The 24,621-nt window shown below is 55.3% G+C and carries 25 protein-coding genes and 1 riboswitch; of the genes, 24 read left to right on the forward strand and 1 reads right to left on the reverse strand.

Going from position 1 to position 24,621, the window contains the following annotated elements; all coding sequences use genetic code 11:
* The first annotated feature begins 10 nt into the window (after positions 1-10).
* The 18 genes from ruvX (at position 11) to HMPREF1631_RS00815 (ending at position 16,052) form a co-directional block, all read left to right on the forward strand.
* The gene (gene ruvX / locus HMPREF1631_RS00725) at positions 11-475 is read left to right on the forward strand and encodes a Holliday junction resolvase RuvX (protein ID WP_232215380.1); all 465 of its coding nucleotides are present in this window, start codon (positions 11-13) and stop codon (positions 473-475) included.
* A 37-nt stretch (positions 476-512) separates the two neighbouring features.
* Entirely contained in the window at positions 513-1,571 is a 1,059-nt protein-coding gene (mltG, locus tag HMPREF1631_RS00730; RefSeq protein WP_052046897.1) for an endolytic transglycosylase MltG, read from the forward strand.
* Positions 1,552-2,361: a hypothetical protein gene (locus tag HMPREF1631_RS00735; RefSeq protein WP_034231168.1), complete on the forward strand. Its 810-nt coding sequence runs from the start codon at positions 1,552-1,554 to the stop codon at positions 2,359-2,361. The genes mltG and HMPREF1631_RS00735 overlap by 20 nt, the downstream gene beginning before the upstream one ends.
* Positions 2,362-2,399: 38 nt before the next feature.
* The gene (locus tag HMPREF1631_RS00740) at positions 2,400-2,864 is read left to right on the forward strand and encodes a hypothetical protein (protein WP_156956170.1); all 465 of its coding nucleotides are present in this window, start codon (positions 2,400-2,402) and stop codon (positions 2,862-2,864) included.
* Between the two features lie 37 nt (positions 2,865-2,901).
* Complete coding sequence (locus tag HMPREF1631_RS00745; RefSeq protein WP_034231172.1) at positions 2,902-3,438, forward strand: hypothetical protein; 537 nt, start codon at positions 2,902-2,904, stop codon at positions 3,436-3,438.
* 87 nt (positions 3,439-3,525) lie between these two features.
* Entirely contained in the window at positions 3,526-4,083 is a 558-nt protein-coding gene (gene efp, locus HMPREF1631_RS00750) for an elongation factor P (RefSeq protein WP_034231174.1), read from the forward strand.
* 44 nt (positions 4,084-4,127) lie between these two features.
* Positions 4,128-4,601, forward strand: coding sequence for a transcription antitermination factor NusB (nusB, locus tag HMPREF1631_RS00755; protein ID WP_198017345.1), 474 nt, complete (start codon positions 4,128-4,130; stop codon positions 4,599-4,601).
* Positions 4,602-4,806: 205 nt separating this feature from the next.
* Positions 4,807-5,118 (forward strand): integration host factor, actinobacterial type, encoded by a 312-nt coding sequence (gene mihF, locus HMPREF1631_RS00760; RefSeq protein WP_034231176.1) that lies wholly within the window; start codon positions 4,807-4,809, stop codon positions 5,116-5,118.
* Positions 5,119-5,199: 81 nt separating this feature from the next.
* Positions 5,200-5,766: a guanylate kinase gene (gene gmk, locus HMPREF1631_RS00765; RefSeq protein ID WP_034231178.1), complete on the forward strand. Its 567-nt coding sequence runs from the start codon at positions 5,200-5,202 to the stop codon at positions 5,764-5,766.
* 42 nt (positions 5,767-5,808) lie between these two features.
* On the forward strand, positions 5,809-6,078 hold the full coding sequence (gene rpoZ / locus HMPREF1631_RS00770; protein WP_034231180.1) for a DNA-directed RNA polymerase subunit omega: 270 nt from the start codon (positions 5,809-5,811) through the stop codon (positions 6,076-6,078).
* Positions 6,075-7,370: a bifunctional phosphopantothenoylcysteine decarboxylase/phosphopantothenate--cysteine ligase CoaBC gene (gene coaBC, locus HMPREF1631_RS00775; protein ID WP_232215381.1), complete on the forward strand. Its 1,296-nt coding sequence runs from the start codon at positions 6,075-6,077 to the stop codon at positions 7,368-7,370. Before rpoZ ends, coaBC begins: the two co-directional genes overlap by 4 nt.
* Before the next feature lie 74 nt (positions 7,371-7,444).
* Positions 7,445-8,638: a methionine adenosyltransferase gene (gene metK, locus HMPREF1631_RS00780; RefSeq protein ID WP_034231464.1), complete on the forward strand. Its 1,194-nt coding sequence runs from the start codon at positions 7,445-7,447 to the stop codon at positions 8,636-8,638.
* A 40-nt stretch (positions 8,639-8,678) separates the two neighbouring features.
* Entirely contained in the window at positions 8,679-10,742 is a 2,064-nt protein-coding gene (locus HMPREF1631_RS00785) for a hypothetical protein (protein WP_034231187.1), read from the forward strand.
* 31 nt (positions 10,743-10,773) lie between these two features.
* A complete protein-coding gene (gene fmt / locus HMPREF1631_RS00790; protein ID WP_034231189.1) occupies positions 10,774-11,736 on the forward strand; it encodes a methionyl-tRNA formyltransferase in 963 nt (320 codons plus the stop codon).
* On the forward strand, positions 11,729-13,159 hold the full coding sequence (locus HMPREF1631_RS00795; RefSeq protein ID WP_052046899.1) for a transcription antitermination factor NusB: 1,431 nt from the start codon (positions 11,729-11,731) through the stop codon (positions 13,157-13,159). Before fmt ends, HMPREF1631_RS00795 begins: the two co-directional genes overlap by 8 nt.
* A gap of 36 nt (positions 13,160-13,195) precedes the next feature.
* The gene (gene rpe, locus HMPREF1631_RS00800) at positions 13,196-13,858 is read left to right on the forward strand and encodes a ribulose-phosphate 3-epimerase (RefSeq protein ID WP_034231469.1); all 663 of its coding nucleotides are present in this window, start codon (positions 13,196-13,198) and stop codon (positions 13,856-13,858) included.
* 193 nt (positions 13,859-14,051) lie between these two features.
* Positions 14,052-14,196, forward strand: a riboswitch (FMN riboswitch).
* A 73-nt stretch (positions 14,197-14,269) separates the two neighbouring features.
* Positions 14,270-15,028, forward strand: a complete 759-nt coding sequence (locus HMPREF1631_RS00810; protein ID WP_034231194.1) for an ABC transporter permease — start codon at positions 14,270-14,272, stop codon at positions 15,026-15,028.
* Positions 15,029-15,038: 10 nt separating this feature from the next.
* Positions 15,039-16,052: an ABC transporter substrate-binding protein gene (locus HMPREF1631_RS00815; protein WP_034231195.1), complete on the forward strand. Its 1,014-nt coding sequence runs from the start codon at positions 15,039-15,041 to the stop codon at positions 16,050-16,052.
* Here the strand turns inward: HMPREF1631_RS00815 and HMPREF1631_RS00820 are convergent.
* Positions 16,049-17,146, reverse strand: coding sequence for a DUF3866 family protein (locus tag HMPREF1631_RS00820; protein ID WP_034231471.1), 1,098 nt, complete (start codon positions 17,144-17,146; stop codon positions 16,049-16,051). The two genes, HMPREF1631_RS00815 and HMPREF1631_RS00820, sit on opposite strands and share 4 nt — an antisense overlap.
* A gap of 31 nt (positions 17,147-17,177) precedes the next feature.
* Here HMPREF1631_RS00820 and HMPREF1631_RS00825 point away from each other — a divergent pair, with 31 nt between their 5' ends.
* From HMPREF1631_RS00825 to lnt, 6 genes are read left to right on the forward strand one after another with little or no spacing between them, the layout of a single operon-like run.
* Positions 17,178-18,194: a YafY family protein gene (locus tag HMPREF1631_RS00825; protein WP_084707256.1), complete on the forward strand. Its 1,017-nt coding sequence runs from the start codon at positions 17,178-17,180 to the stop codon at positions 18,192-18,194.
* A 1-nt stretch (position 18,195) separates the two neighbouring features.
* Complete coding sequence (locus tag HMPREF1631_RS00830) at positions 18,196-19,182, forward strand: YafY family protein (protein ID WP_034231197.1); 987 nt, start codon at positions 18,196-18,198, stop codon at positions 19,180-19,182.
* A complete protein-coding gene (locus HMPREF1631_RS00835; protein ID WP_034231200.1) occupies positions 19,179-19,550 on the forward strand; it encodes a hypothetical protein in 372 nt (123 codons plus the stop codon). The genes HMPREF1631_RS00830 and HMPREF1631_RS00835 overlap by 4 nt, the downstream gene beginning before the upstream one ends.
* Positions 19,547-20,458, forward strand: coding sequence for a diacylglycerol kinase family protein (locus HMPREF1631_RS00840; RefSeq protein ID WP_034231203.1), 912 nt, complete (start codon positions 19,547-19,549; stop codon positions 20,456-20,458). Before HMPREF1631_RS00835 ends, HMPREF1631_RS00840 begins: the two co-directional genes overlap by 4 nt.
* Positions 20,455-23,067 (forward strand): RNA helicase, encoded by a 2,613-nt coding sequence (locus tag HMPREF1631_RS00845; RefSeq protein WP_052046900.1) that lies wholly within the window; start codon positions 20,455-20,457, stop codon positions 23,065-23,067. Before HMPREF1631_RS00840 ends, HMPREF1631_RS00845 begins: the two co-directional genes overlap by 4 nt.
* On the forward strand, positions 23,007-24,620 hold the full coding sequence (lnt, locus tag HMPREF1631_RS00850) for an apolipoprotein N-acyltransferase (protein WP_156956171.1): 1,614 nt from the start codon (positions 23,007-23,009) through the stop codon (positions 24,618-24,620). The genes HMPREF1631_RS00845 and lnt overlap by 61 nt, the downstream gene beginning before the upstream one ends.
* The last annotated feature ends 1 nt before the right edge of the window (position 24,621 follow it).

A 24,621-nucleotide genomic window follows, 5' to 3' on the forward strand; every position in this document is an offset into this window, starting at 1 on the left:
GAGAAGCGGAGTGCGGATCGCGGTAGATGTGGGAAAGACCCGGGTGGGAATGGCAAAAACGGATTCCTCCGGGATTCTCGCGGTGCCTATCGGCACGTTTCTGCGCGAAAAAGATGATTTCCGTGCTCTGCGGGAAGCTGTTTCGTCATCCCGCATTTTGGAAATTTATGTCGGTCTGCCGCTGAACATGGACGGTACGGAAGGCAAATCCGCCCGCGATGCCAGGCGGTGGGCGCGCCGGGCGGGCAAATGGGTATGCGGGGCGCCGATCCGCTTTGTCGACGAACGCCTGACCACCGTTACGGCACACCGTCAGCTGCACGAAGCCGGCAGACGGGAAATTTCGCACAGGGCTGTTGTGGATCAGCAGGCGGCAGTTATCATTTTGGAAAGTGCTTTGGCATACGAACGGAACACGGGAAAAATTCCGGGTATTCCCGGGGACGGAGGCAACGTTGACCGTGATTTTTCATGAAGATACCGCTTTTCGGAAAAACGGACCGCGTGGGAGAATGTCTTCCCGGAAAAGAACCCTCCTCACGGGTACTGTGCTTTTGTTTACGACTGCTCTGCTGGTTTTTGCGCTGGTGGTGGCACTGCCGAAGATCATGGAAGTTATCGGCGGCACGAGTGGCAAAGATTATTCGGGCAAAGGCAGGGGAGAAGTTACCGTAACTGTTCCCGCGGGGTCCAACGGTGCGAAAATCGGGGAAATCCTGCTGCAAAAAGACGTGGTGGCTTCGGCGGAGGCTTTTGTGTCCGAATTTAAAAACAATCCGCGCGCAAATTCCATCCGGGCAGGCAGCTACCGGCTGAGGAAGAAAATGTCGGCGGCAAACGCACTGGCCGCATTGCTGGATCCGGCTTCCCGGGCGGAAATTCGGATCACGATTCCCGAAGGATTTACGAAAGCACAGGCTGCGGCGAGAATTGCCCGACTGCTGAAAATTTCCCCGCAGAAAGTGAAAGATGCGATGGATGATGCGGCAGGTATCGGACTGCCTGCGGAATCCGGGGGAAACATCGAAGGCTGGCTTGCCCCTCTTACCTATGAATTCGCTCCGGACACGGATGTGAAATCGGTTTTGAAAAAGATGGTTTCCTGTCAGGTGAAAAAATTGGAGAAGGCGGGCGTGGACCCAGGCAGCCGGCAGAGAGTTCTCACGGTAGCCTCGATTGTCGAGCGTGAGGTAAGCTGGCACGAATATTACGGCAAAGTAGCCCGCGTAATTGAAAACCGTCTCAAATCGGATTCCGAATCCCACGGACTGCTGCAGATGGATTCAACCGTAATGTACGGAGTGGGGAAGACTTCCGGTATCCCGGGAGCGGACGATTTGGCAAACGACAATCCATACAATACGTATATACATCCGGGGCTTCCCCCGGCGCCCATTTCTTCCCCCGGCGCGGATGCGATTCGGGCGGCGGCGAATCCGACACCCGGTGACTGGCTGTATTTTGTGACCGTTAATCTCGATTCCGGTGAAACGCAGTTCACCACGACGCTTTCCGAACATCAGAAGTATGTGCAGGAATTTAAAGACTGGTATGCAAAAAACAGAAAATAAGCCGGCCGGCGAGCGCCCCGGAATCGGAATAATCGGTGCGGTGCGCAATGGGCGGGAACTGCGCCGGGCGGCAGCTCTGTGCGGAATCCGGGCGGTGTCCGTGCCTGCCCAAGACGCGGAGGGTATTTTGGCCGATCCGCACTGCCCTCTGGCGGGAGCGGTTTTCTGTTCGGATGCTTTCGGCGGAAAGTTGGCTTTTGACATGCTCGATGAGCAGGCAAAATTGACAGGCCGTACCGATACCGCCGTGCTGCAGCCCGCCGGAGGCTCCCGGCTGCTTGTTGGGTTTAATACCCGCCTTGCCGGTATCTCCGATACACTGCGCGCTTTTTTTCCGGTTCCCCCGCGCCGCTGTCTGGTACTGGGCAGTTCCCGGTATGCCGCGGAAATGCTGATGGTTTTGCCGCAGTTTCGTGACCTGGAAACCGAGGCTGCCGTAGATGCGCGGGATATTGCTTCTCCGGTGTCGCTTGCGATCCGGAAACTGGGTCTTTCCGTACATTGCCATACATTCGCGGATATCGGCCGGGCAGTGGCTGCGGCGGATCTGCTGATCGTGGCCGATCCGCCTCCGTGTGCTTCGTTTCTGCGGGAGAATTACGGTTCCGCGCTGCGGGGAAAGACTGTTTTTCTGGCTTCACCGCAGGAGTCCGCAGCCGAGGCGGAGAGATTCGCCAAATATCTGCCCGGCTGCGTAATTTCGGAAAAACCGGTCGGCGTGTTTCAGACGCTGGCACAGATACGGCTCCTGGCAGGAAAATCTTTGAATTTTTCGGATTTGTGTGGATAGTTTCCGCTGCCCGCAGGCAGATCTTTTACAGTGGAACCATGTATTTTTGTCTGAATCAGCCTTTTGCGCTGCAGAACATCTTTTTTCTCGGAATCATAATTCCGCTGGCGGTAAACGCGGCGGCCGATTTTCGCCGGCGCATTGTTTATCCTGCGCTTACACACCTGTCGGCACTGATTTTTACCTTTTCGGCGGCGTATAATTTCTACCGCGGAGTTCTTTCGCCGCAGACGGCGGCTGTCTCTGCCGCCGTGGCGCTGTGCTGTGAACTGATTCTGTTTTGCGGATGGAAAGCGGGGCTTATCGGAAAAGGCGATTTAAGGATTTTTGCGGTTACGCTGCCGCTGGTCGGTCTGCGGGGAGCGGAACGGATTCTGTTTCATCTCGCGGGTGCGGGACTTTTCACGGTTGCCGTGGGTTTGCTGTGCAAAAACGCAAACACCCGCGAAATCCCGATGGCGCCCGGCATCGTGGTATCTTTGGCGGCAGTAAGTCTGCTGTGAATTTAACGGAAAAATACGCTATCGGTATGGAGAACGAATGACGTTGGTCTTTATTGTGGGGGTAAGCGGCACAGGCAAGCACAGGCTTCTTCTGCGTCTGCAGGAGCACGGCTGGAACTGTGCCGATTTGCGGCGTTTTCCCGCATCGGATTCCGATTCTTTTTCCGCGTCGGTGATGGCCGGGGATTATGAAAAACTTGATGAGGACCTGAGCCGGGGAATTGCTCTTCTCGCCGCTGATGCCCGTTCCCGCCCCGGGGAACATTTTGCGGTTGCCGTTCCCGAACTCGTATTTGAGCTGCCGAAATTGGGTTATTCAAAAGCGTTTTCCCGATTTCGGATTTGTGCGGAAGAATGTGGCGTGTTGCCGGTCTGTCTGCAGAGCGATCTGTCCTGCCTGGTGAGAAAAAACGGATTGTTTGGCGCAAAATCGCAGTTTATTATGCCAAGACGGGTATTGCGCGAAAAAATCGGGCAGCTGAACAGAATCTGGGACACTTTTTCCGTATTGCGTATCGATACTTCCGCAGGTGTGGAGGAAGCGGTAAAGCAAGTAATTCTACACTCATTTTAAGCCCGCGATGGAAGACGGGCCGGTATATTGGGTATTCTGAAAAAGGACTGTTCATTTCGTGCGTAAGCACAAAACGATAGGATATTTATGGCTACTACCAATGATCTGAAAAACGGAATGGTATTGAAAATTGACAACCAGCTGTGGCAGGTTGTTGAATTTCAGCATGTCAAGCCGGGCAAGGGGCCGGCTTTTGTGCGCACCAAAATTAAAAACGTGCTTTCCGGAAAGAATGTGGATAAAACGTTCAATGCCGGCGTGAAGGTGGAAACCGCCACGGTTGACCGCCGCGACATGCAGTATCTGTACAACGACGGCACGGATTATATTTTTATGGATCTGGAGACGTATGAGCAGCTTCCGATTTCCGCCGAAATAATCGGGGACCAAAAGTATTTTATGTTGGAGAACCAGAACGTGGTTGTGGCAACGAACGACGGTACGGTGCTGTTTGTGGAGCTGCCTTCTTCGGTGGTTTTGGAAATTACGCATACCGAACCCGGTCTGCAGGGGGACCGCTCCAATGCGGGCACCAAACCGGCCACCCTGGAAACGGGATATGAGATTCAGGTGCCGCTGTTTGTTGAAGAGGGAGTAAAGATTAAGGTTGATACGCGCACGGGAGAATACATCAACCGCGCTTAAACCGCGGGGCAGTGTTTTCGGGAATTTGCGGGAGATTTTTAACTGTGGCTGAAACTCGGCGTCGTCACGACGGTAAACGAAAAGGTCGTTCTGTGCAGCGTCAGCGTGCGCTGGATGTTTTGTTTGAGGCTGATGCGAAGCAGATTGCCCCCGAATCGCTGGAAGAACTGCTGAACGGAAGAAAAGTTGTTTCTACCGCGCAGCAGCCCATCGGTGATTACGGGGTGCAGATTGTGCGGACCTATGCGAATTGGGCGGACGACGTCGATTCCATGATCGAAGCGGCTTCGCCGGCCTGGTCGGTGTCCAGGATGAGCGCGGTAGACAGAAATCTGCTGCGGATCGGAGCCGTGGAACTGATGTATCTGGAAGTGGACAAACCGATTGTGGTTACGGAAATTGCAAATTTGGCGCGGGATTTTTCCACGGATAAGGCAGTCGGATTTGTGATGGGCGTGTTGAACCGGATTGACGAAATCCGCCGGGCGGAAACGGCCGGCAAATCCGGCGATTCCTGAGATATCTTATCTACCTGCTCTAATGCTGTGCGGAGAAACCGGTATGCGGTTTCTCCGCACAGCATTTTCATGCCCCGGAAAAAACATAAATTAGACCGGTGCAAGAAAAATGCCGAAATCTATCCGATTTCCTTTTATTCGCGCTAATATGTGAATACATGAACACTAAGTACATGGATATCGTCACGCAATAGAGGAGGTTGTGATGGCTCTTCCAAAGCTCACTGTGGAACAACGTAAGGCCGCCTTGGAGAAAGCGGCACTGGTTCGGCGCCAGCGCGCAGAACTGAAGCAGAATCTCAAAGAAGGAAAGATCAGACTTTCCGAGGTACTTCGGATGGGCACGGAAAACGATATTGCCGGAAAACTTAAGGTAAGCGCTCTTCTTACCTCACTTTCCGGAGTCGGTACGGCGAAAGCCAAGGCATGCATGGAGGAGATCGGAATTTCCGAATCCCGCCGTGTGGCCGGTCTCGGACCAAACCAATCGAAGGCTCTTATCGAGCGGTTTGGCTGACGCCAATATCCGGTCCCCGAACCCGAAGTATGCATATACTTCGGGTTTGACTTTTTAACGGTGTTTTTTCACAATAAGCCTATGAGCGATACTCATCCCAATGTATATGTTGTGTGCGGACCGACTGCGGTGGGCAAAGGCACGGTGCTCAAAGAGGTATTTGCCCACAGCGACCGGCTGTGGTACTCGGTTTCGGCCACTACGCGTTCTCCCCGTCCGGGGGAAATAAACGGAAAAGATTATTATTTTGTTTCCCGGGCGGAGTTTGACAGGATGATTGCAGACAACCGGATGCTGGAGTGGGCAACCGTGCATAAAGTTCACCGTTACGGCACGCCGCGCGAGCCCGTGCTGCAGGCACTTGCCGCCGGCAAAATTGCCGTGCTGGAACTCGATTTGGCCGGTGCGCGGCAGGTGCGGAAAACCATGCCGGAAGCAAAACAGATTTTTATTGCCCCGCCGTCATGGGAGGCGCTGAAACAGCGGCTGATCGGCCGGGGTACGGAAGACGCGGCCGAGCAGGAGCGCCGTCTTGCCACCGCGCGTGTCGAGCTGGCGGCACAGGATGAATTCGACGAAATCGTGATTAATGATTCAGTGGCTAATGCCACCCGGAAAATACTGCACATTATGGGTATTAATCAGTAAAATTAGATGTTGCACGTGTGATACTCAGTTTGAGAGGTATGAATGTACGGTACTACACCAAATCCGGAAGGAATTACCAAACCCGCCATCGACGATCTGCTCAGTAAGGTTGATTCGAAGTATTCGCTGGTTGTGTTCGGCGCTGCCCGTGCGCGTCAGATCAACTCGTATCGGCAGGAGATGAAGTCCGGGGATGTGAACGTGACCAATATCGGTCCGTTGGTTCCTTCCACGCCCGAAGACAAGCCGCTGTCCATCGCACTTGAGGAAATTGCACAGGATAAGCTGGAAATGACTGTCGAAGGCGAATGACCGGCACTGTTTCCGGTAAAGATTCTCCGTTAATCATGGATAATGTGCATACCGTTACGGGAAAACGGATAATTCTCGGAGTCAGCGGCGGGATTGCGGCCTATAAGGCGGCGGTGCTGCTGCGCAGACTTACCGAGGCAGGCAACAGGGTAACGGTAATTCCCACGGATGCCGCTTTGCGGATGGTGGGGAAGGCGACGTGGGAAGCCTTAAGCGGAAACAGTGTTTCCGCGGATGTGTTTGACGGTGCCGATCGGGTGAACCATGTCCGTCTGGGGCAGGAAGCCGATCTGTGCCTGGTTGTTCCCGCCACCGCGGATACGATTGCGAAGATGGCCCACGGTATTGCCGACAATCTGCTTTTGACGACTCTTCTTTCCGTATCCTGTCCGGTTGCCGTTGCGCCGGCGATGCATACACAGATGTGGAACAATCCGGCGACACGTCATAATATCGATCTGCTGCGCGGGAGGGGAACGGTAATTCTCGGACCTGTTTCCGGCCGGCTTACGGGCCGCGATTCCGGACCCGGGCGAATGATGGAGCCGGAGGAGATTATCCGCCGGATTTCGGCCCTGCCTGACGGGAAGATACACGGTGCGGATCTGCGGGGAAAAACCGTTTTGATTTCCGGAGGGGGAACACGCGAGCCGATTGATCCGGTACGTTTTATCGGCAACCGTTCCTCCGGGCGGATGGCAGCCGAACTGGCACGCAGTGCGGCGCTGCGCGGCGGAAAAACGATTCTGGTGAGCGCAAATACGGAAGCGGAGATTCTGCGCTCCCTTCCCGGGTCCGTGCGGAATGTTCCCGTGCAGACCGCTGCCGAACTGGCACGCGAAATGCAAAAATATGCGGCCTGTGCCGACATTGTGATTATGGCTGCCGCGGTTTGCGACTACCGTACGCAGTGCGCGGGGGATGCAAAAATCAAACGCGGGAAAGATCCGATCACCCTTACGCTTGTGCCCAATCCCGATATTCTCCTTGATCTGGCGGAAAACAGACGCAGGGAAAAACAGCTGGTCGTGGGGTTTGCGGCCGAAACCGGAAGCGCGGGGAAGGACTTTCTGCAGCTGGGAAGGGAAAAGGCGCGCAGAAAGAAAGCGGATTTTCTGGCCGTTAATTTGGTTGGGGAAGAGCAGGGCTTTGGTCCGGTGAAAACCGAGCTGTTTCTTCTGGACCGCGAGGGACGGGAAAAAACCCGTTTTTCCGGGGAGAAAAGTACGGTTGCGCGGGACATGATGGAGTTCCTTGCGGAAAATCTTTATCCGGCGGAAAACAGGCCGTGACTGCGGCCCGTCGCCGGCCTGGTATTGCCGCCGGGCATTTTATTCAGTCGTTTAATACGGAAAGCGTAGGAAAAATGAGTTTACAGTCTTTTACTTCCGAATCGGTGACCGAGGGACATCCCGATAAAGTCTGCGATCTGATTTCCGATTCCGTGCTCGATGCTCTGCTGGAGCAGGATCCGCGGGCAAGAGTGGCGGTGGAAACTCTGGTCACTACGGGTTTGGTGCATGTCGCAGGAGAAGTCACAACGGATGCGTATGCCGAGATTCCGCAGATAGTCAGGCAGTGTCTGCGAAATATCGGCTATACGTCTTCCGGGGTGGGTTTTGACGCCGATTCCTGCGGGATTTCCGTTTCGCTCGATGCACAGTCGGCGGATATTGCCTCCGGGGTAAACAATTCTTTGGAACTGCGTTCGGACGGCGAAGGCGTCGATGTCTACGACAGGCAGGGAGCGGGGGATCAGGGCTTGATGTTCGGATACGCGGCGGCGGAAACTCCGGTTCTTATGCCGCTGCCGATTTACCTTTCCCACCGACTTGCGCAGAGACTGGCGCAGGTGCGTAAAGACGGCACGCTGGATGTTTTGCGTCCGGACGGCAAAACGCAGGTGACCGTATCCTATGACGGAGGTGTCCCGGTAAGTGTGGATACGGTTGTCGTTTCCGCCCAGCACGATCCGCAGATAACACAGGAAGAGCTGCGGGAAAAGATTATTGCGCATGTTATCGACCCGGTGCTCGCGGAATATGCGGCACATTATCTGCCCGGGCCTGCGAAGATTTTGGTTAATCCCTCGGGGCGCTTTGTGATCGGCGGGCCGATGGGTGATGCCGGAGTGACGGGCAGAAAAATTATTGTGGATACCTACGGGGGAATGGCACGTCACGGCGGGGGAGCGTTCTCGGGAAAAGATCCTTCAAAAGTGGACCGTTCCGCTTCCTATGCGGCACGCTGGGTGGCAAAAAATGTTGTGGCCGCGCAGCTCGCGGACCGCTGCGAAGTGCAGATTGCCTATGCGATTGGGCAGGCGCGCCCCGTCTCACTGCGCATTGATACCTTCGGCACGGAAAAGTGCAGACCGGAGCAGATCGGGCGGGCTGTACGCAAAGTGTTTGATCTGCGCCCCGCGGCCATTGTGGAGGCATTGGATCTGCTGCGTCCGATTTACGCGCAGACGGCGGCATACGGTCATTTCGGCCGGGAAGAAAAGGATTTTACGTGGGAATACGTAAACCGTGTCGGAGAGCTGCAGGCTGCTTTGTAAGGCGGAAAAAATTTGGGGAGCGGTGTGATTCAATAGGTATATGAAATCCCGAAATGAATTTGACGCACCGGATTTATTCACGGATCTGCCCGAAATCGGCAGGCAGTGCGAGCTGCTGCCCGCGCCCGCGCCCGTTGAACGGGATTATTGTGCGCAGAGCGAAAACGGCGTGGCGGAAATTTTGTTGGATCTGCCGCTGCGTCATGTGGACAGACCTTTCGATTACGCCGTGCCGCAGCGTTTTTCCGATTTGCGTGAGGGAATGAAAGTTCTCGTTCCTTTCGGGGCACGAAAAGTTGAGGGATACGTCGTAAAGAGAAAAAACACCACCGCAAATCCGGGTGCGCTGAAAGCGGTTGTGAAACTGCGTTCATCCGTTCCCGTTTTGGACGGAGATATTCTCCGTCTGTGCGAATCCGTTTCTTTTACCTCGATGGCGCCGGTGGCAGACTGTCTGCGGCTGGCTGTTCCTGCGCGCCATGCCCGCGCCGAACAGCGTATTTTGTCGCTGCCTGCACCGGTTTTCCCCCAATATGAGCAGGAAAAGACCGAAAAATCGGATCTGCCGCCGCGCTGCTCCCGGGATTTGGTCCATCTTTTGCCCGGCAGTGATTATTTTGCGGAGAATATATCTTTGCTCAAACAGACGCTGTCTGCGGGCAGGGGGATTTTGATTCTGACTCCCACCGCCGGGCAGGCGGATAAAATCCGTAGGCGTCTCAGTCTGCTTTTGCCGGAGGAACCGGTTACGGAATATACCGCGGAACTTGGCCGGGAGGAACGTTTTCTGCGATATCTTTCAATTTTGCGCGGAAGAACGAGGATCGTGGTGGGTACGCGCAGTGCCGCCTGGGCTCCCGTAAAAAACATCGGTTTGATCATTCATTTTGATGATCTGCATACTGCCTATACCGAACAGCACAGTCCCTACTGCGACGCGCGGGATGTACTGTATGCGCGCTCCGGACTGCAAAAATGCAGGTATATTATCTGTAATTTGGGCCCGAGCACCGCGGGAGCGTATTTTGCGCGAAAAAGCGGGGGACAGATTATTGACGCGCCCCCCGCAAAACGGCGCTCCGGACTGCCGCAGATTCTGGCTGCAAACAGTTATCTGTATGAGGGATCCCCGTGGGCCAGAATGCCGGATTCCGTTTTTTCCTTTGTGCGTGAGGGGCTGACGCGCGGATGCGTGCTGGTGGCCGTACCCCACTGCGGGTATCTGCCGATGATTGCCTGCCGGCAGTGCCGTGTGGGGGCGAAATGCGAAAAATGCGGCGGCAGACTGGAAATGCCCGCCCCCGATGCCGCTTTGAGATGTGTGCGCTGCGCAGAGCAGGTGCGGCACTTCAGGTGCGGTGAATGCGGATGTACCTCTTTCCGTGCCGTACGGATCGGAAGCAACCGTACGGCACAGGAATTGGGAAGGGCTTTCCGCGGAATTCCCGTTATTCTCGGGCACGAATGTGCACAGTCCGAAATCGTCGGGGAGCGGAAACTGATTGTGGCTGCCGTCGGCAGTATACCCCATGCGGCAGACGGGTATTCCTGTGCCATCGTGCTTGACACAAATTTTATGCTCAACAGTGCCACAGCCTGTGGCGAAGAAATGTTTTTGCGTACGCTGGCAAAAATAACGCCTTTCGTCCGCACCAGGGAAAACGGCGGAAAAATGCTGCTTGTTGGTGATCTGCCGGATAATTTGGTGCGGGTTTTCGGCAGATGGAATTTTTCCGAATGGGAAGACTGCAGGCTGCGGGAGCTGTCGCAACTGGGTTTTCCGCCGGTTTTGAAGTGGTATGAGCTGAGCGGATCGCGGGCCGAGCTGAAAGAATTCCTCGCTCTGCTGCGTCTGCGTCTGGGTGCGGGGGAAACAGGGGCGGATATTCCTTTTGAGGCGCTGCTTACCGGCGGAAGATCGGAGCTGATTAAAGGTCTGGGTATTTTCGGTCCGCAGCGCGCGGAAAACGGCAGATACACCCTAAACATAAAAATCAGTTCTTCGAATGCTTCCGTGCCGAAAAAAATCAGAGACGCCGTAACCGAGATTCACCTGCGTATTGCCCGCTGCGGTATTCGGATTCGGCGGATAAAACATTTATAATAAAACCGTCCCGAGCAGAAATGGATTTACAGTGCGGATTTTATTTGCAGGCACGCCGGCTTCGGCAACTGTCGTGTTGGAGGCATTGCTTCATTCGGAGCATGAGATTGCCGGTGTTCTGACCCGCGCGCCGGCGCCCGTGGGGCGCAGACGCGTGCTGACGGAAAGTCCCGTCCACGATTATGCCCGTTCCCACGGTATTCCTGTCTATACGCCTGCCACACTGAAAAATAACGCCGATTTTGCCGCAGATCTGAAAAACATGAATGTGGATGTAACGGTGGTGGTCGCCTACGGGATGCTGATTCCCGCCGATCTGCTGCAGATTCCGGCGCACGGCTGGTTCAATCTGCATTATTCGCTGCTTCCACGGTGGCGGGGTGCATCCCCGGTGCAGGCCACAATTGCGGCAGGTGACGACACGTGCGGATTTACGGTGTTTCAGATCGATGCGGGCCTGGACACCGGCCGCGTTCTCTGCCGTGAATCCTTTCCCCGCGATCCGAACCTGACGGCGGATGAACTGATTTCTTTCCTTTCTCTGCGCGGTGCGCGGCGTATTGTATCGGAGCTGGACGCTTTTCCCGCCGGAGGATATGTTTTGCACCCGCAGGAGGGAGATCCCTCTTATGCGGGTAAACTTTCTTCCGCCGCGGCGCGGATCAACTGGAATCTTCCCGCGCGGGAGGTGCAGAATCTGATTCACGCCAATACGGCTCATCCGGGAGCCTGGACGGTGCTTGAAGGGCAGCGGATAAAAATCGGAAAAGTGAAAATTTCCGCCTCCGCCTCGGATCTGAAGCCGGGGGAGATCTGCTTTTCCGGCGGAAATGTCGAAGTGGGCACGCACACGGAAAATATAATCCTGTCTGCCGTAATCCCTGCGGGGAAAACGCGGATGGACGCATCTGCCTGGTATCGCGGAGTGCAAAATCACTCCGGTTGCCGTATCTTTGAAACGGAACCCGAGAGGGAACAGGATTCCCATGTCTGACCGCGGGCCGAAAAATTGGCGTCCGGGACGGCGTCCCTCAGACCGGGCCCGTCGGCTCGCATTTGAGGTATTGTGCAGCGTTGAGGCAGACGGTGCTTTTGCGAATCTTGTTTTGCCCAAACGTCTGAGCGCGGCGCATTTCAACAAGCCCGACGCTTCTTTTGCCACCAACATCTGTTACGGAACTTTGCGTCTGCAGGGGCGTTGGGACGCAATTATTTCCCTTTGCACTCAGGGAAGAAACGCGGCGGATTTGGATCTTCCCGTAAAAATTTTACTGCGCATGGGCGCACACCAGCTTCTTGAACTCAACACTCCCGCACATGCCGCGATATTTGAAACCGTCTCTTTGGCAAGAAACACCGTGGGCACGGGTGCCTCCGGTTTTGTAAATGCCGTTTTGCGGCGGATATCGGAGCGTACGCTTCGGCAGTGGCGCGAGGCACTGCGCGATGTGTGCGGAGGGGGCAAATATAATTCCGTTGATTTTCTGGCGGCGTGGTTTTCGCATCCGCAGTGGATTGTCCGGGCATACGCCGAAGCCCTGGGTGCAAACGGCAGAGAGAAGAAAGATCTGCTAAAAGTTTTGGCAGCCAATAACGAGGCACCGGAAGTGGCATTGGCGGCGCGCGAAATCAGCGTGGAAGAGCTGCAGGCGGATATTGCCCGCGGGAAAATGCACAGCGAAAAGGGCAGGCTTGTGGATTCCGCGGTTATTCTGAAAGACGGAGATCCGCACAGAATTTTTGCCGTCCGCGACAGACTTGCCGGTGTGCAGGATGAAGGATCGCAGCTGGTGGCACAGATTACGGCGCACGCACCGATTGCCGGAAACGACGGAATGTGGCTTGATATGTGTGCCGGCCCGGGCGGAAAAACTGCTCTGCTGGCTGCCGCCGCAGGGAAACGGGGTGCGCATATTTATGCAAATGAGCTGCATGCCCACCGTCTTTCGCTGGTGGAGTCGGCCGTGAGTCCCCGAAGTGCCGACGTATCCCTGCGTAACGGCGACGGACGCGACATCGGAGAGGAAGAACCGGAAAGATACGACCGGATTTTGATTGACGCTCCCTGTACGGGGATCGGATCTCTCAGGCGCAGGCCGGAATCGCGGTGGAGAAAAAATGCCGCAGATGCTTTGAATCTCGCCAAAGTTCAGGGAGAACTGCTGGATTCCGGAATGCAGGCGCTGCGCGTGGGAGGGCTGCTGGTCTATTCGACCTGTTCTCCCTATCTTAGGGAAACACACGAAGTCGTACGCTCTTTCCTTGCGCGTCATCCCGAAGCTGAGCTGAGGGATATTGTGAAGACGGCTTCCGCTCTGTCGCAGGTTACATTCCCGGAAGGAAGAAAAACACTGCAGCTGTGGCCGGATACGGATGCTTCCGATGCAATGTTTGTGGCAGGATTTACGAAAAAGTAGCATTTGCTGCGAAAAATACCGAAAGAAAGGAACACAGTGGCTATTCGGATCAGTCCCTCGGTTTTAAACTGCGATTTTTCCGATTTAAAGGGGGAATTGGCAAAAATATCAAATGCCGACTGGGCACACATTGACGTGATGGATAATCATTTCGTTCCCAATATGACATTCGGTATTCCGTTGGTAGAGGCGATCGCAAAAATTTCCCCTCTTCCTCTGGACTGTCATCTGATGATCGAACAGCCGGATATTTGGGCGCCGCAATACGTGGAAGCCGGCGGTTCCTCGGTGACTTTTCATGCCGAGGCGGCGCAGGCTCCCCTGCGTTTGGCACGGCAGCTGCGTGCCCAGGGAGCGCGTGCGGGACTTGCGGTGAAACCCGCCACGGCAATTGATCCCTATCTGGATATTCTGGATGAATTCGATATGCTCCTGATCATGACTGTGGAACCCGGCTTTGGCGGACAGTCCTTTATTTCCTCCATGATGCGGAAAGTGGCAAAAACCCGTGAAGCCGTGCGCAAAAGCGGACTGGATGTGTGGATCCAGGTTGACGGCGGTGTTTCCCGCGACACAATTGAAATTGCGGCGCAGGCGGGCGCGGACACTTTTGTGGCCGGTTCCGCCGTATACAGGGCTGCGGATGCGGCAGAGGAAGTAAACGTGCTGCGGGATTTGGCTTCGGGGCACTGCCACTGACCGCATTTTCGCTTTTGAACGCGCAGATTTGGCTTTGGGCGGCGGGAAGCGGGCGGGAAAATATCCTGCCCGCCTTGCGGCATCTGTCGGCTTTGCCCCGGATCCGTTCTGCCTGCGCCGCATTGAGGCGGGAAAATGATTTCCTTTTTCTGTGGAAAACGGGGAAGAAAAGTAATACACTGGGGTCGTACCTGTAGTGCTCCGGGGTCAGTGTAAGTCTGAACCGGCGGTGAAAGTCCGCGACCCGGCTCTGCCGCATATGTGATATGTGCGCTTTGCCGGCTGAAAAGGTGAAATTCCTTTACCGACGGTTAAAGTCCGGATGGGAGGCGCACGAACGGCGGTGGGTTATGCCACCGCTTTCGGCTACTTTTTCTTGGCGTGCTATAAAAACTCGAGCAGAGGATTTTCATGCACATTCCGAAATGGGTTTTTCCCGTTCTGTTGGGTGCGGTGATACTGGGGCTTTGGATATTGTCCGGTGTGCTTTATCCGGCAAATTCGTATGCGCTTCCGCAGCCGCAGTCGGTTGTGAAACGTCTTTACGACGGAATCGCCGCCGGCTACCTCGTTTCGGCTCTTTCCCAAACTCTGCGCGAATCTTTGCTGGGCTGCTGTTTGGCTGCTTTGGTTTCGATTCCGCTGGGGATTCTGATTGCCCGTTTCCGGTTCGTAAGTGCGGCCGTTGAGCCGTATTTGGCTGCCTCGCAGGCGATTCCGGCCGTTGCGGTGGCGCCGCTGCTTGTGATCTGGATCGGCTACGGCACACTGCCGATAGTTGTGCTATGCGCAATTATCGTGTCTTTTCCGATTGTGATCAATACGGCGGTGGGAATCCGCTCAATAGACGCAGATATCGTCGAAGCTGCCCGTCTCGATGGGGCAGACGGCATAAAATTGCTGGTCTATCTGGAAATTCCGCTGGCTTCCCCCTCTGTTTTGGCGGGTCTGCGCAACGGATTTACGCTTGCGGTTACGGGAGCCGTAGTGGGGGAAATGGTTATCGGCGGGAATGACGGCATGGGAATCCGCCTTATGTCTTTTCAGCAGACAGGGGATACCGCGGGAATGTTTTCCTGCATTGCACTGCTCGCGGCGGCTGCCGTTGGCATCTACTCGGTACTGCGCTTTTTGGAGAACCGAAGCGTAAAGTCAGTCAGTAAAAATTAGGTGAAACAATATGAAGAAACTGCTTTCCCTGCTCGCAGCGGCAGGTATTTGTCTTTCCGGCTGTTCGGACAGCGTCCGCACGTCGGCAGAACACAACCGGACAGATTCGAAACACCACAGCATTACCGTGGGTCTGACATATATTCCGAATATCCAGTTTTCTCCCCTGTATGTGGCGGAAAAGGAAGGATATTTCCGTGATTTCGGTCTGGACGTTACATTGCGCCATCACGGTGCGCAGGAAGCGCTCTTTGGCGCATTGTCTTCGGGTACGGAAGATATCGTTTTTGCCGGCGCCGATGAGATGATGCAGGCGCGGGATTCGGGGGTGGATGTGGTAAATTGGGCCACAATGTACCAAAATTATCCCGTTGCCCTGATTTCCCCGAAAAGCGCGGGTATTAAATCATGGACGGATCTGAAAGGCAGACGTATCGGAGTGCCCGGTCCCTACGGTGAAAATTATTTCGGTCTGCAGTCCGCTCTGCGCGCCCACCACCTGGAAAAAGAGGTGACTGTGGAATATATCGGCTACACCCAGGCCGCGGCTTTGAAAGAAAAGAAAGTGGATGCGGTGATCGGTTTCGTAAACAATGACGCGGTGGCATTGGAAAAAGCCGGGATGGAAGTTGATCTGCTGCCGATCGCGGACAAAAAAGAACCGAATCTGATCGGTGTGGGATTCGGGTCGAAGCGTTCCGGTATCCGGGTGCAGGTCTATGCGAAATTCCTGAAAGCAGTGGAGAAAGCCGTGCGCAAAGCGCACAGCGACCCGCAGGCGGCACTGACGGCCACGGAAAAATACGTGCCGTCGGTGAAGGATCCGCAGACGGCGGAAATGACGAAAGAGATATTGCGCCGAACGCTGGAACTGTATCGGGGGAGCGGAATTTTCGGCAGGCAGGATTGCGGGGCCTGGGAGCGTATGTCCCATTTCCTTAAGGAAGCCGGGCTGGTGAAAAAGACTGTTCCCGCACGGGAAGCGTTTACCCGGTCGGTGACCGAAGCTGCGCGTAAACTTTAAAAGCAGTATCCCGCCGCGTAAGCGGCAATGAATGAAATGGGATCCTCCTGCAGGGTTCTGCCCATGGTGCGCAGAGTGTAACCGCACTGCGCAAGGCGGTTAAACGCATCGGGCACGGCAATATCTGCCCGGCTCAGATGCGGATAACCGAGCAGCTGTTCTTTTTGCCGTCTTACCTTGGCTTCAAGTCTGCTGTTTGCTGCGAGAGACGCACAGTCTGTGGGAAAGGGAACCATGCAGGGGGTATGCACAAGCCTGGTCAAAACCGTCATGGTGTGGTGGGAAATTCCGAAGTGCCGTTCCCGTAAATCGGCCTGCGACATCCGCAGTGCGGCAATCGGGCGGCCGCCGAGAGTGTATGCCGCTTCCAGAACGGATGCGATCTGCGTTCCGGAAAATCCCCAGCGGGTCCCTGTCCCCAGATTTCCCGGTCCCTGGGTTACAACTGCCAGATCCGCATGCCACACGTGTTTTGCCGCCAGCAGTGCGGAATAGATATTCACCGCTTCCAGGTCTCCGCCGAAAGCCTGGCCGCAGCTGACTGTGCCGATAATTGCCCCATTTTCCTTCAGTGACCATGCCAGTTGGGAAAACCAGGCGGGCAGTGCGCCGCCGTCGGTCATAATATAGGCGATTTTGGGCTGCGGCATATTATGTGCGGCCGCTTTGTCCCGCGCTCCCTGTACAACTGCGGGCAGTGCGGAGTGCAGATCGGCGGCAATGACGGGCATGGATTCAATGGAATCGCTGTCTTCCAGGATGCCGTGAAATTCGGATTCCTGTTCGTCTACTCCCTGCACCATATACTGCAGCGGAGTGTAGCGGGCCTTTACCAGATGACCGGGCTGCGGGGGAGGATCGGCCGGCATTCGGGTTAAATTTGCGATTACAAACAGATATCCGCCCGTTCCCAATCCGCGTTTTACGGCCGCGGCAGACACATATACCTCGTCACCTGCGAGAATATCCCCAACAAGAGGCAGATAAGCCAGCGCTTTTCCCGTTTCCCCGGATTCGAGGCACACCGACAGTTCCCGGGCCGGTCCCCACTGTCTGCCGATATTTTTTACTGTTGCACGACGCCAAATGATCACATCATCCATTCTAATCGACTATGCTTGAAACATGGTACAGGAACGGGCACACCCGGCAGCTATGCGGCGGATCGCGCTAAGATTTAAACTGGCGCAGGGCAATGCGTCTTTTTCCGAGCTTTTGCGCCTTCCCGCATATCAGAGCCACAGGATTAGCGAGCGCGGCAGGCAGCGGCTGCTGGAAAACGATCTTGCCGACCTGAGAAAAGCCGGTTTTACGGTAAATGCCGTTTCCGCAGGCGGTGAAATACGTTACGAACTGGACGATTCGCGGCAGATTCCGATCCGCAGCGATACTCCGCTCGATCTGCAGATGATTCGCTCGCTGCTGATATACAAGGGGAAAACTTCGGCCGAAGAGTATGCCCAATCTGCGATTAACAAACTGCTTGCGCAAAGTATACCGTTTACGGCGCAGGAAAATACCGCTGTGATTCCCACGGTGCCGGCCGGCGATTATATTTTACAGATTGCCCGAGCCATTGCCGGAAAAAAGTCACTGAAATTTGATTACCGTCCCGCAGGGAAGCCCGATACCCGCACATACCGCGTGCAGCCGATTCGGGTAGAGGTGCATTTCAACGCTTTTTACTGTCTCGCATACGAAATCAGCGTAAACGGCAGGGAAACCGGTGCGTTGCGCCGGTATAGGGCCGAAAGAATAGTAAATGAACCTGTTTTGGAACCGGGAACGGCGCTTCTTGGAAAGACTGCGGAAACGGAAAACGAATCGGCGTATTTCCGCATTGTGCACTCCCGGGTGCTGATTCGGGAAAACACGTGCGTTCCGCTTATGCAGCTGGCGGAAAAAACGGAGAAGAATGCGCTGCGGACTGCGGAGGGAAATTTTCACAGACTTACGCTGATCCCGATGGCGGTACAGGATTTGCTGGAATATGCGGGCTTTTACGGTCCGGATCTCATTTTGGAGGAGCCGGTTTCGCTGCGCGAGGATTATCTCCGCCGTCTGCGGCTTATGCGGCAGATATGCGCAGGCGGCGCGGATGGGAAACGCGGGGATGCAAAAACGGGGGAGGACGGAAACTAAAATGACGGATATTTCAATTTCCCGCAAGCTCTCCCTGCTTGCGTTTCTCTACCTGCACGGTCCGGTCACAAAACGGGAACTGGCACGGCATTACGGGCGCAGTGTGCGCGAAATCCACGATGAACTGACGCAACTGTTTTGCATGGAACTGACTTCCGCGGACGGTGAATCGTATCTTTGCCCGATTGACATCATTTTTGACGCGGAAAATGCCAATCCGCAGGATGTGGTGGAAATAGGGGGACTGCGGGAATACGGACTGCCCAAACTGGGTCTTGATGAACTGATCACGGTGCTGAGCATGGTTGATCTGGCGTTAAACTCCGCTGCCCCCGATGAGTTGGAGGAGCTGCGGCATCTGCGCTCCGTACTGGTAAAATCCGCGGCGGATGCCGGTTACGCCGATGCCGTGTGGGCGGAGCCGGCATTGATCGGAAACCGAGGCACGCTTCAGGTTATAGCGGAGGCGATAAAAAACAGATGTAAAATTACTTTTCGTTACTGGAAGTCGGACGGATACCGGGCGCGCAGCGAAACGGTGCGCGGTCTGCCCGTCTCGCTGCGTGCGGCGCATAAAACGTATCTCGGTTTTATGCGGGACGACGGAGAGCCGCGGGTGTACCGCACGGACCGGATTTCCGATGTTTCTTCTCTGAACGAAACGGTGGGGAAAAAAGAGGCAGACGGGTATATGCGCATTTTGCGTAAACGCGGCTGCGATTTCGGTACCGATTATGCAATTCTGCGGTGTCTGCCGCAGGCGCGCTGGGTTGCCGAAACGGTACCCGCCGCGGAAGTGGGGAAGGAAACGGAACAGGAATTGGAACTGCGTATTCCCGTAGCGGGCGTATCCTGGATCAGTGTGCTGCTTCTGCAGCTGGGAGAGAGCGTAAAAGATATCGGGCCCGCCGCACTGCGCGAAGAATTGGGTGATATTTACCGGGCACGGATTTTGGCCGCAGAGCGTGCGCAGGAGGATATACGGTGACGCTTATTCTGTTTTTTACGGCGGGGTTGGCGCTCCTGTCTGTCTATCTGCTCGTGCTGCTTTACCGCTGCGGAAAGTCGCTGTTGGGTCTGGGGAGAGCCTGCGCGGATTTTGCCGCCGCCTTTACCTCTTTTGTTACTCCGCACGTCCGTGAATATGTGCGGCAAAACGATATTTACGAAGATCCCTGCCGGAAACGCGCCGCACGGGAAAAACGCCTTGAAATACGGAAATACCGTGCCGCCGCCCGCGCGCGGCGTCTGGAAAATGCCGCAAAACGCTGGTCTGCCGCAGATTTTTCCCCCGCTCCCGCCCGCGGCGCAAAACACGGCGGACAGGCTGCGGCGAAGGCGGGTGAAGAACGGTGATTTTGGGTATTGCCGTTAATCCGCGTGCAAAAAACGGCGGTGTGCGCAGGTCGAAGCAGCAGATAAAACGGCTGATCGACGGATATCCCGTTGAGCCGAAGTGGTTTACCGGCCCGAACGCACAGTGCGTACTGAATGCAATCCGTGAAGCGGTGGCAGAGGGTGGGATTGACGCGCTGCTGGTGGCAGGCGGTGACGGAATGGTCCATCTGGGAGTGGAGGCGGTGGCGGGCACGGAAATTCCCCTCGGTATCGTTGCGCTGGGATCGGGCAACGATATTGCGCGCGAGTTCTCCCTTCCTGTGCACAATATCCGCGATTCGCTGCAAAAAATTATGTCTGCGCTGTATACGCGGCGGTTTTATGAGGCAGACGTAATTCATATTGATTCGGCGGCGGGGGAAAAGAACGCGCTGGCGATCGTGAGTTTGGGTATCGATGCCGATATTAATTATCGGACCAATGCCATGACCTGGCCGAAAGGGAAAATGCGTTATATTCGCGCTATTTTCCCCGGAATCAGAAATTACCGCCCCTACGGTGTGAAAATCGAATCGGAGCAATGCACGCTGACTTCTTCGATGTGTCTGCTCTCCGTGGCCAATACACGGTTTTTCGGCGGTGGTTTCAATATCTCTCCAATGGCCAAACCCGATGACGGCCTGTTAAACGTGGTGTTTGTTCCGGCTCTGAAACTTCCCGATTTTGCTGTTCTTCTGCCAAAATTGGCGGCGGCAAAGCATATTTCAGATTCGCGGGTGATGCACTTTCAGACGGAAAAAATTAAAATTTCCGCCGCCGCTCAGGCCGGAATTCATCCTCCGAGAATTATGGCGGACGGAGAATACGTCGGAGACCTTCCCGCCACGGTGACGGTGTTACGGAAAGCGATAAAACTTGCATTATGAATTCTGTTTTAAGTTATTTCACGGATAAATGTGCCCGCCGCGGAATCGTGCCCGATACGTTTCAGACAGATTCCATGCGTGCGCTGGAAGAGGGCAGGGACGTGCTTCTGAGTGCGCCGACCGGCGCGGGAAAAACATTGGTGGCACAGTTCGGCATTGAATTGGCTTTGGCCCATGGCTGCGAATATGTCTACACGGCACCGGTAAAAGCACTGTCGAATCAGAAATATAAGCAGTTTTGCCTGCTCTACGGCGAGGAAAACGTGGGTTTGCTCACCGGCGACACGGTGATCAACAGTTCTGCCCCGATTCTGGTGATGACCACCGAAGTGTTGCGCAATATCCTGTTTTCCCCTTCCGGGCGCACACGGCATTTTGGGTATGTGGTGCTCGATGAGATCCATTATCTCTCCGATCCCTGGCGCGGACCGGTCTGGGAAGAAATAATTTTACAGCTGCCTTCGGCAACGCGCCTGATTTCCCTGTCCGCCACAATCGAGAATATCGGCGAATTCGCCTCCTGGCTCACTTCGGTGCGCGGGGACACCGCGGTTGTCACTTCCGATTTACGCCCGGTGCCTTTGACCCGGCTTGTTGCGCACAAAAATTCTTTTGTTGCCGTGGATGATTTTTTGGCACACCGGGAAAAATACCGTCTGCATGCCGCGGAAAAGTACGGCAGACATTTTGCAGGCAGGGGAGGCAGTCGCGGTGTGGGGGCCGCGGCGCGGAAAAAGCTTGTTTTGGCTCTGCGCCGCGCAGGATATCTGCCCGCGATTTATTTTATTTTCTCCCGCCGCGGCTGCGACCGTGCGGTGCAGGATTTTATCGACGCCGATATCTGCTTTACCGATTCCGCGCAGCAGCGGGAGATTAGGCTGCAGCTGGATGCACTGGCCCAAACTCTCGGTGAGCAGGAGATGAAAACTGTCCGGTTCCGTTTCTGGAGCAGGGCTCTTCTGCGCGGATTCGGGGCGCATCATGCGGGAATGTTTCCGGCGCTGAAGGAACTTACCGAAAAACTGATGTCGCAGGGCCTGCTGGCATTGGTATATGCTACCGGCACGCTGGCGCTGGGAATTGATATGCCGGTGCGCACAGTTGTTTTGGAATCGCTGATGAAATGGGACGGCAGCGGTTTTGTAAATCTGTCTGCCACGGAATTTACGCAGCTGATCGGGCGCGCGGGCAGACGCGGAAAAGATGTGCGCGGCTATGCGGTTACGGTGAACACGCCTGAGTTGGATCCGCAGGTACTGGAATATGTTTCGGCGGGAAAAGCCGAACGGCTGGAATCTGCTTTTTATCCCACCTACAACACGGTTGTAAATTTGCTGCAAAATTACGGCCTTGATACCGCAAAATCAATTATGGGCAGGTCTTTTGCCCAGGCGCAGATAAATGAACAGCTTGCCGGGGAAAAACGGAAACTGGCCCGGATATGCGCGCGCATCGGGCAGCTGAAGCCAAAACTGGAGCATGTCTGTGCAAAAGGTGATTTTTTGGCTTATCTGGATGCACGGGCGCAGGCGGGCCGGGCTTCAAAATCCGCCCGAAAAAAGGCGAGGGAAGATTACCGGCGGGCGGTTGAAAAATCGTGGCGTACGGTAAAGACCGGTGGTCTGTACGCATTTTCCCTGGAGGGAGAGCTGGTTTATGCGTTGGTTCTCTCCGTGCGGGGGGAGCGGATCCGCATGCTGAATTCGCAGGGGGAGCGGATCTGGGTTCACCGCCGCAGACTGACTTCCGTGCTGCGTGCTCTGGGCACTGTTTCGCTGCCGCACGGTCTGTCGCTGAAAAATGCCGCCGTGCGCGAAGATCTTGCCGCGCGGATTTCCGCACCGGTGAAAGAGCGCATTGAACTGGGAACGGATATGGATCTCACGCATTCGTGGGACCGCATGGCCGTATCGCCCACTGAGGGGATGAAGGGAAACAAAGTTCATTTCTGCCCCGACCTTCCGCAGCATTTGGCCGCAGCGGAGGAGTATCTTTCTCTTCTTGAACGCAGGCAGAGCACGGAACGTTTTTTGGACGAATACCGCGACGCCGTCATAAAGGAATTTCTTGCTTCCTGCCGGGTGTTGGAATGTCTGGGATATCTTCAGCGCAGTTCCGACACATATAAGGTAAGTATGAACGGAAATTTGCTGCGCGGGATTCACAACGAGTCCGATCTGCTGATTACGCTGTGTCTTAACGAACCCGAATTTCAAAATCTTGATCCGCTGCGTTTTGCCGCTCTCTGCGCCGGCTTTCTGGGAGACAAGCGTCTGGGGAAAACCGCCATTGTGGATAAAAGGCTGCGCCGGGCCTGGGCGGCAGTGGAGAAAAATTATGTTTATCTCAGCGATCTGGAATCAAAATTCGCAATTGTGCGTACTTTTGAGCCGGACAGCTGCGGCATTTCATTATTTTATATGTGGGGCAGGGGAGAACAGCTGTCTGCGCTTCTGCACCGCAACAGAACGGATGTGGGGGATTTTATCAGTGCCGCGCGCAGACTCATCGATTTGCTGCGCCAGCTTTCCGCGGCGGGTGAGGGCTCGTGGGTTGGGCACACTGCGCAGGAGGCAATAAAGATTTTGCGCCGTTGGGACTGGCTGTAAATATGCGCACGGTGAAATACGGATTTTTGGCTGTTTTGGGCGGAGTGTGTTCTTTTCTTTCGGCTCCTCCGATTTGTCTGTGGCCGCTTCTGTTTCCGGCGGTTGCCTGTTTTGCCGCCGTGACTTTCTTCGGCAGCGTCCGTTTGGCGTTTGCGTCCGCGTTTCTTTGGGGATTGGTTTATTTTGGGCTTTTATTTGACTGGGTCACGGTTTCATCCGGTTCGGTTTTGGCGCGGATCGTGCTCAGCGTGGCCGAAGCTTTATTCGTGGCGGTGCTGGGCGTGCTGTGGAACGGTTTGGCCCGTTTTTTCCCCTCTGCGCGCAAAACGTTTGCGCAGACTCTGTTTTTATCCGTTTTTTGCGCTGTACTTTGGGTGGGAATCGAAGAAATACGTTCGCGTTTTCCTTTTGGCGGAATGCCCTGGGGGTTGGCGGCTTTTTCCCTGAACGATTCTCCTCTTTTGCGGCTGGCGCCTTACGGATCGGTTCATCTCGTGGGATTTACGGCCGTGGCCGCGGCGGTGCTGGGCTTTTGGGCAGTGGTGCATATTTTTGCGGGAAAACGTTTTTTGGCAGTGGGCAGCGGATTGCTGGCGGCTGCTCTTGTGCTGTTGCCCTCCGCTTTTCCCCGACACTTTTCCGGCAGGGGTCTTTCTCCCATACGTGTCGGTATCGTACAGGGTAACGTCCCCACAAAAGAAGAACTTGCGCAAGGTGTTGGGCGGGAGATCACCGTTTCGGAAAACCATGTGCGCCGGGCTCTGTCTCTGATCCGTTCCGAAAAAGTGGATTTGCTGCTGCTGCCGGAATCCGCCTCCGATCTGGATTTCCGCACGGATCCGCAGGCGGGGGCGCTGTTTCGCGGATTGGCGAAGAAAGCGAATGTGCCTGTGCTGCTTGGTACGCAGCACTATATTAAAAACCTGCGGACGAATGATTATGTGCTTTTGACCCCGGAGGGGAAAATCGGCGATACGTACTCAAAACAGCATCCCGTGCCGTTTGGGGAGTATCTTCCGTTTCGTTCCCTGATAACCCGGATTGTGCCGCGTGCCCGGGAGATATCCTTGGATATGATTCCGGGCAGGGGCCCTGCTGTGGTGAAAGTAAATCTGCGGGGAAAAATGCTGAAAATTGCGGTGCCGATCTGCTTTGAAGTTGCATATACGTCGGTGGTTGCGCAGGCGATGCAGGATGCCGGGTTTTTGGTCGTCCCGACGAACAATGCCTCTTTCGGGAATACGGGCGAAGCCGATCAGCAGTTTGCGATGACGCGTTTCAGGGCGGCCGAACACGGGGTAAGTGCAGTCCAGGTTTCAACTTCGGGTATTTCGGGGGCGGTAGATCCGCAGGGAAGAGTGCTCTACCGTTCCGCTTTGTTTACCGCCGATTCCGCGGCAGTGAAAGTGTATCCCGCAAAGGGGCATACTTTTGCCACGAGAACTTATTTTTCCAGGCTTATCGCAGTGGCCGCGGCGAACGTGTGCGCGGCTGCGTGCAGCCTGTCGGGATTTGCGGCAGGAAAAATACGTGCGCGCCGCCCGCGCCGGTAAA

It is taken from the genome of Arcanobacterium sp. S3PF19 (genome assembly GCF_000758825.1).
Taxonomy (GTDB): domain Bacteria; phylum Actinomycetota; class Actinomycetes; order Actinomycetales; family Actinomycetaceae; genus Arcanobacterium_A.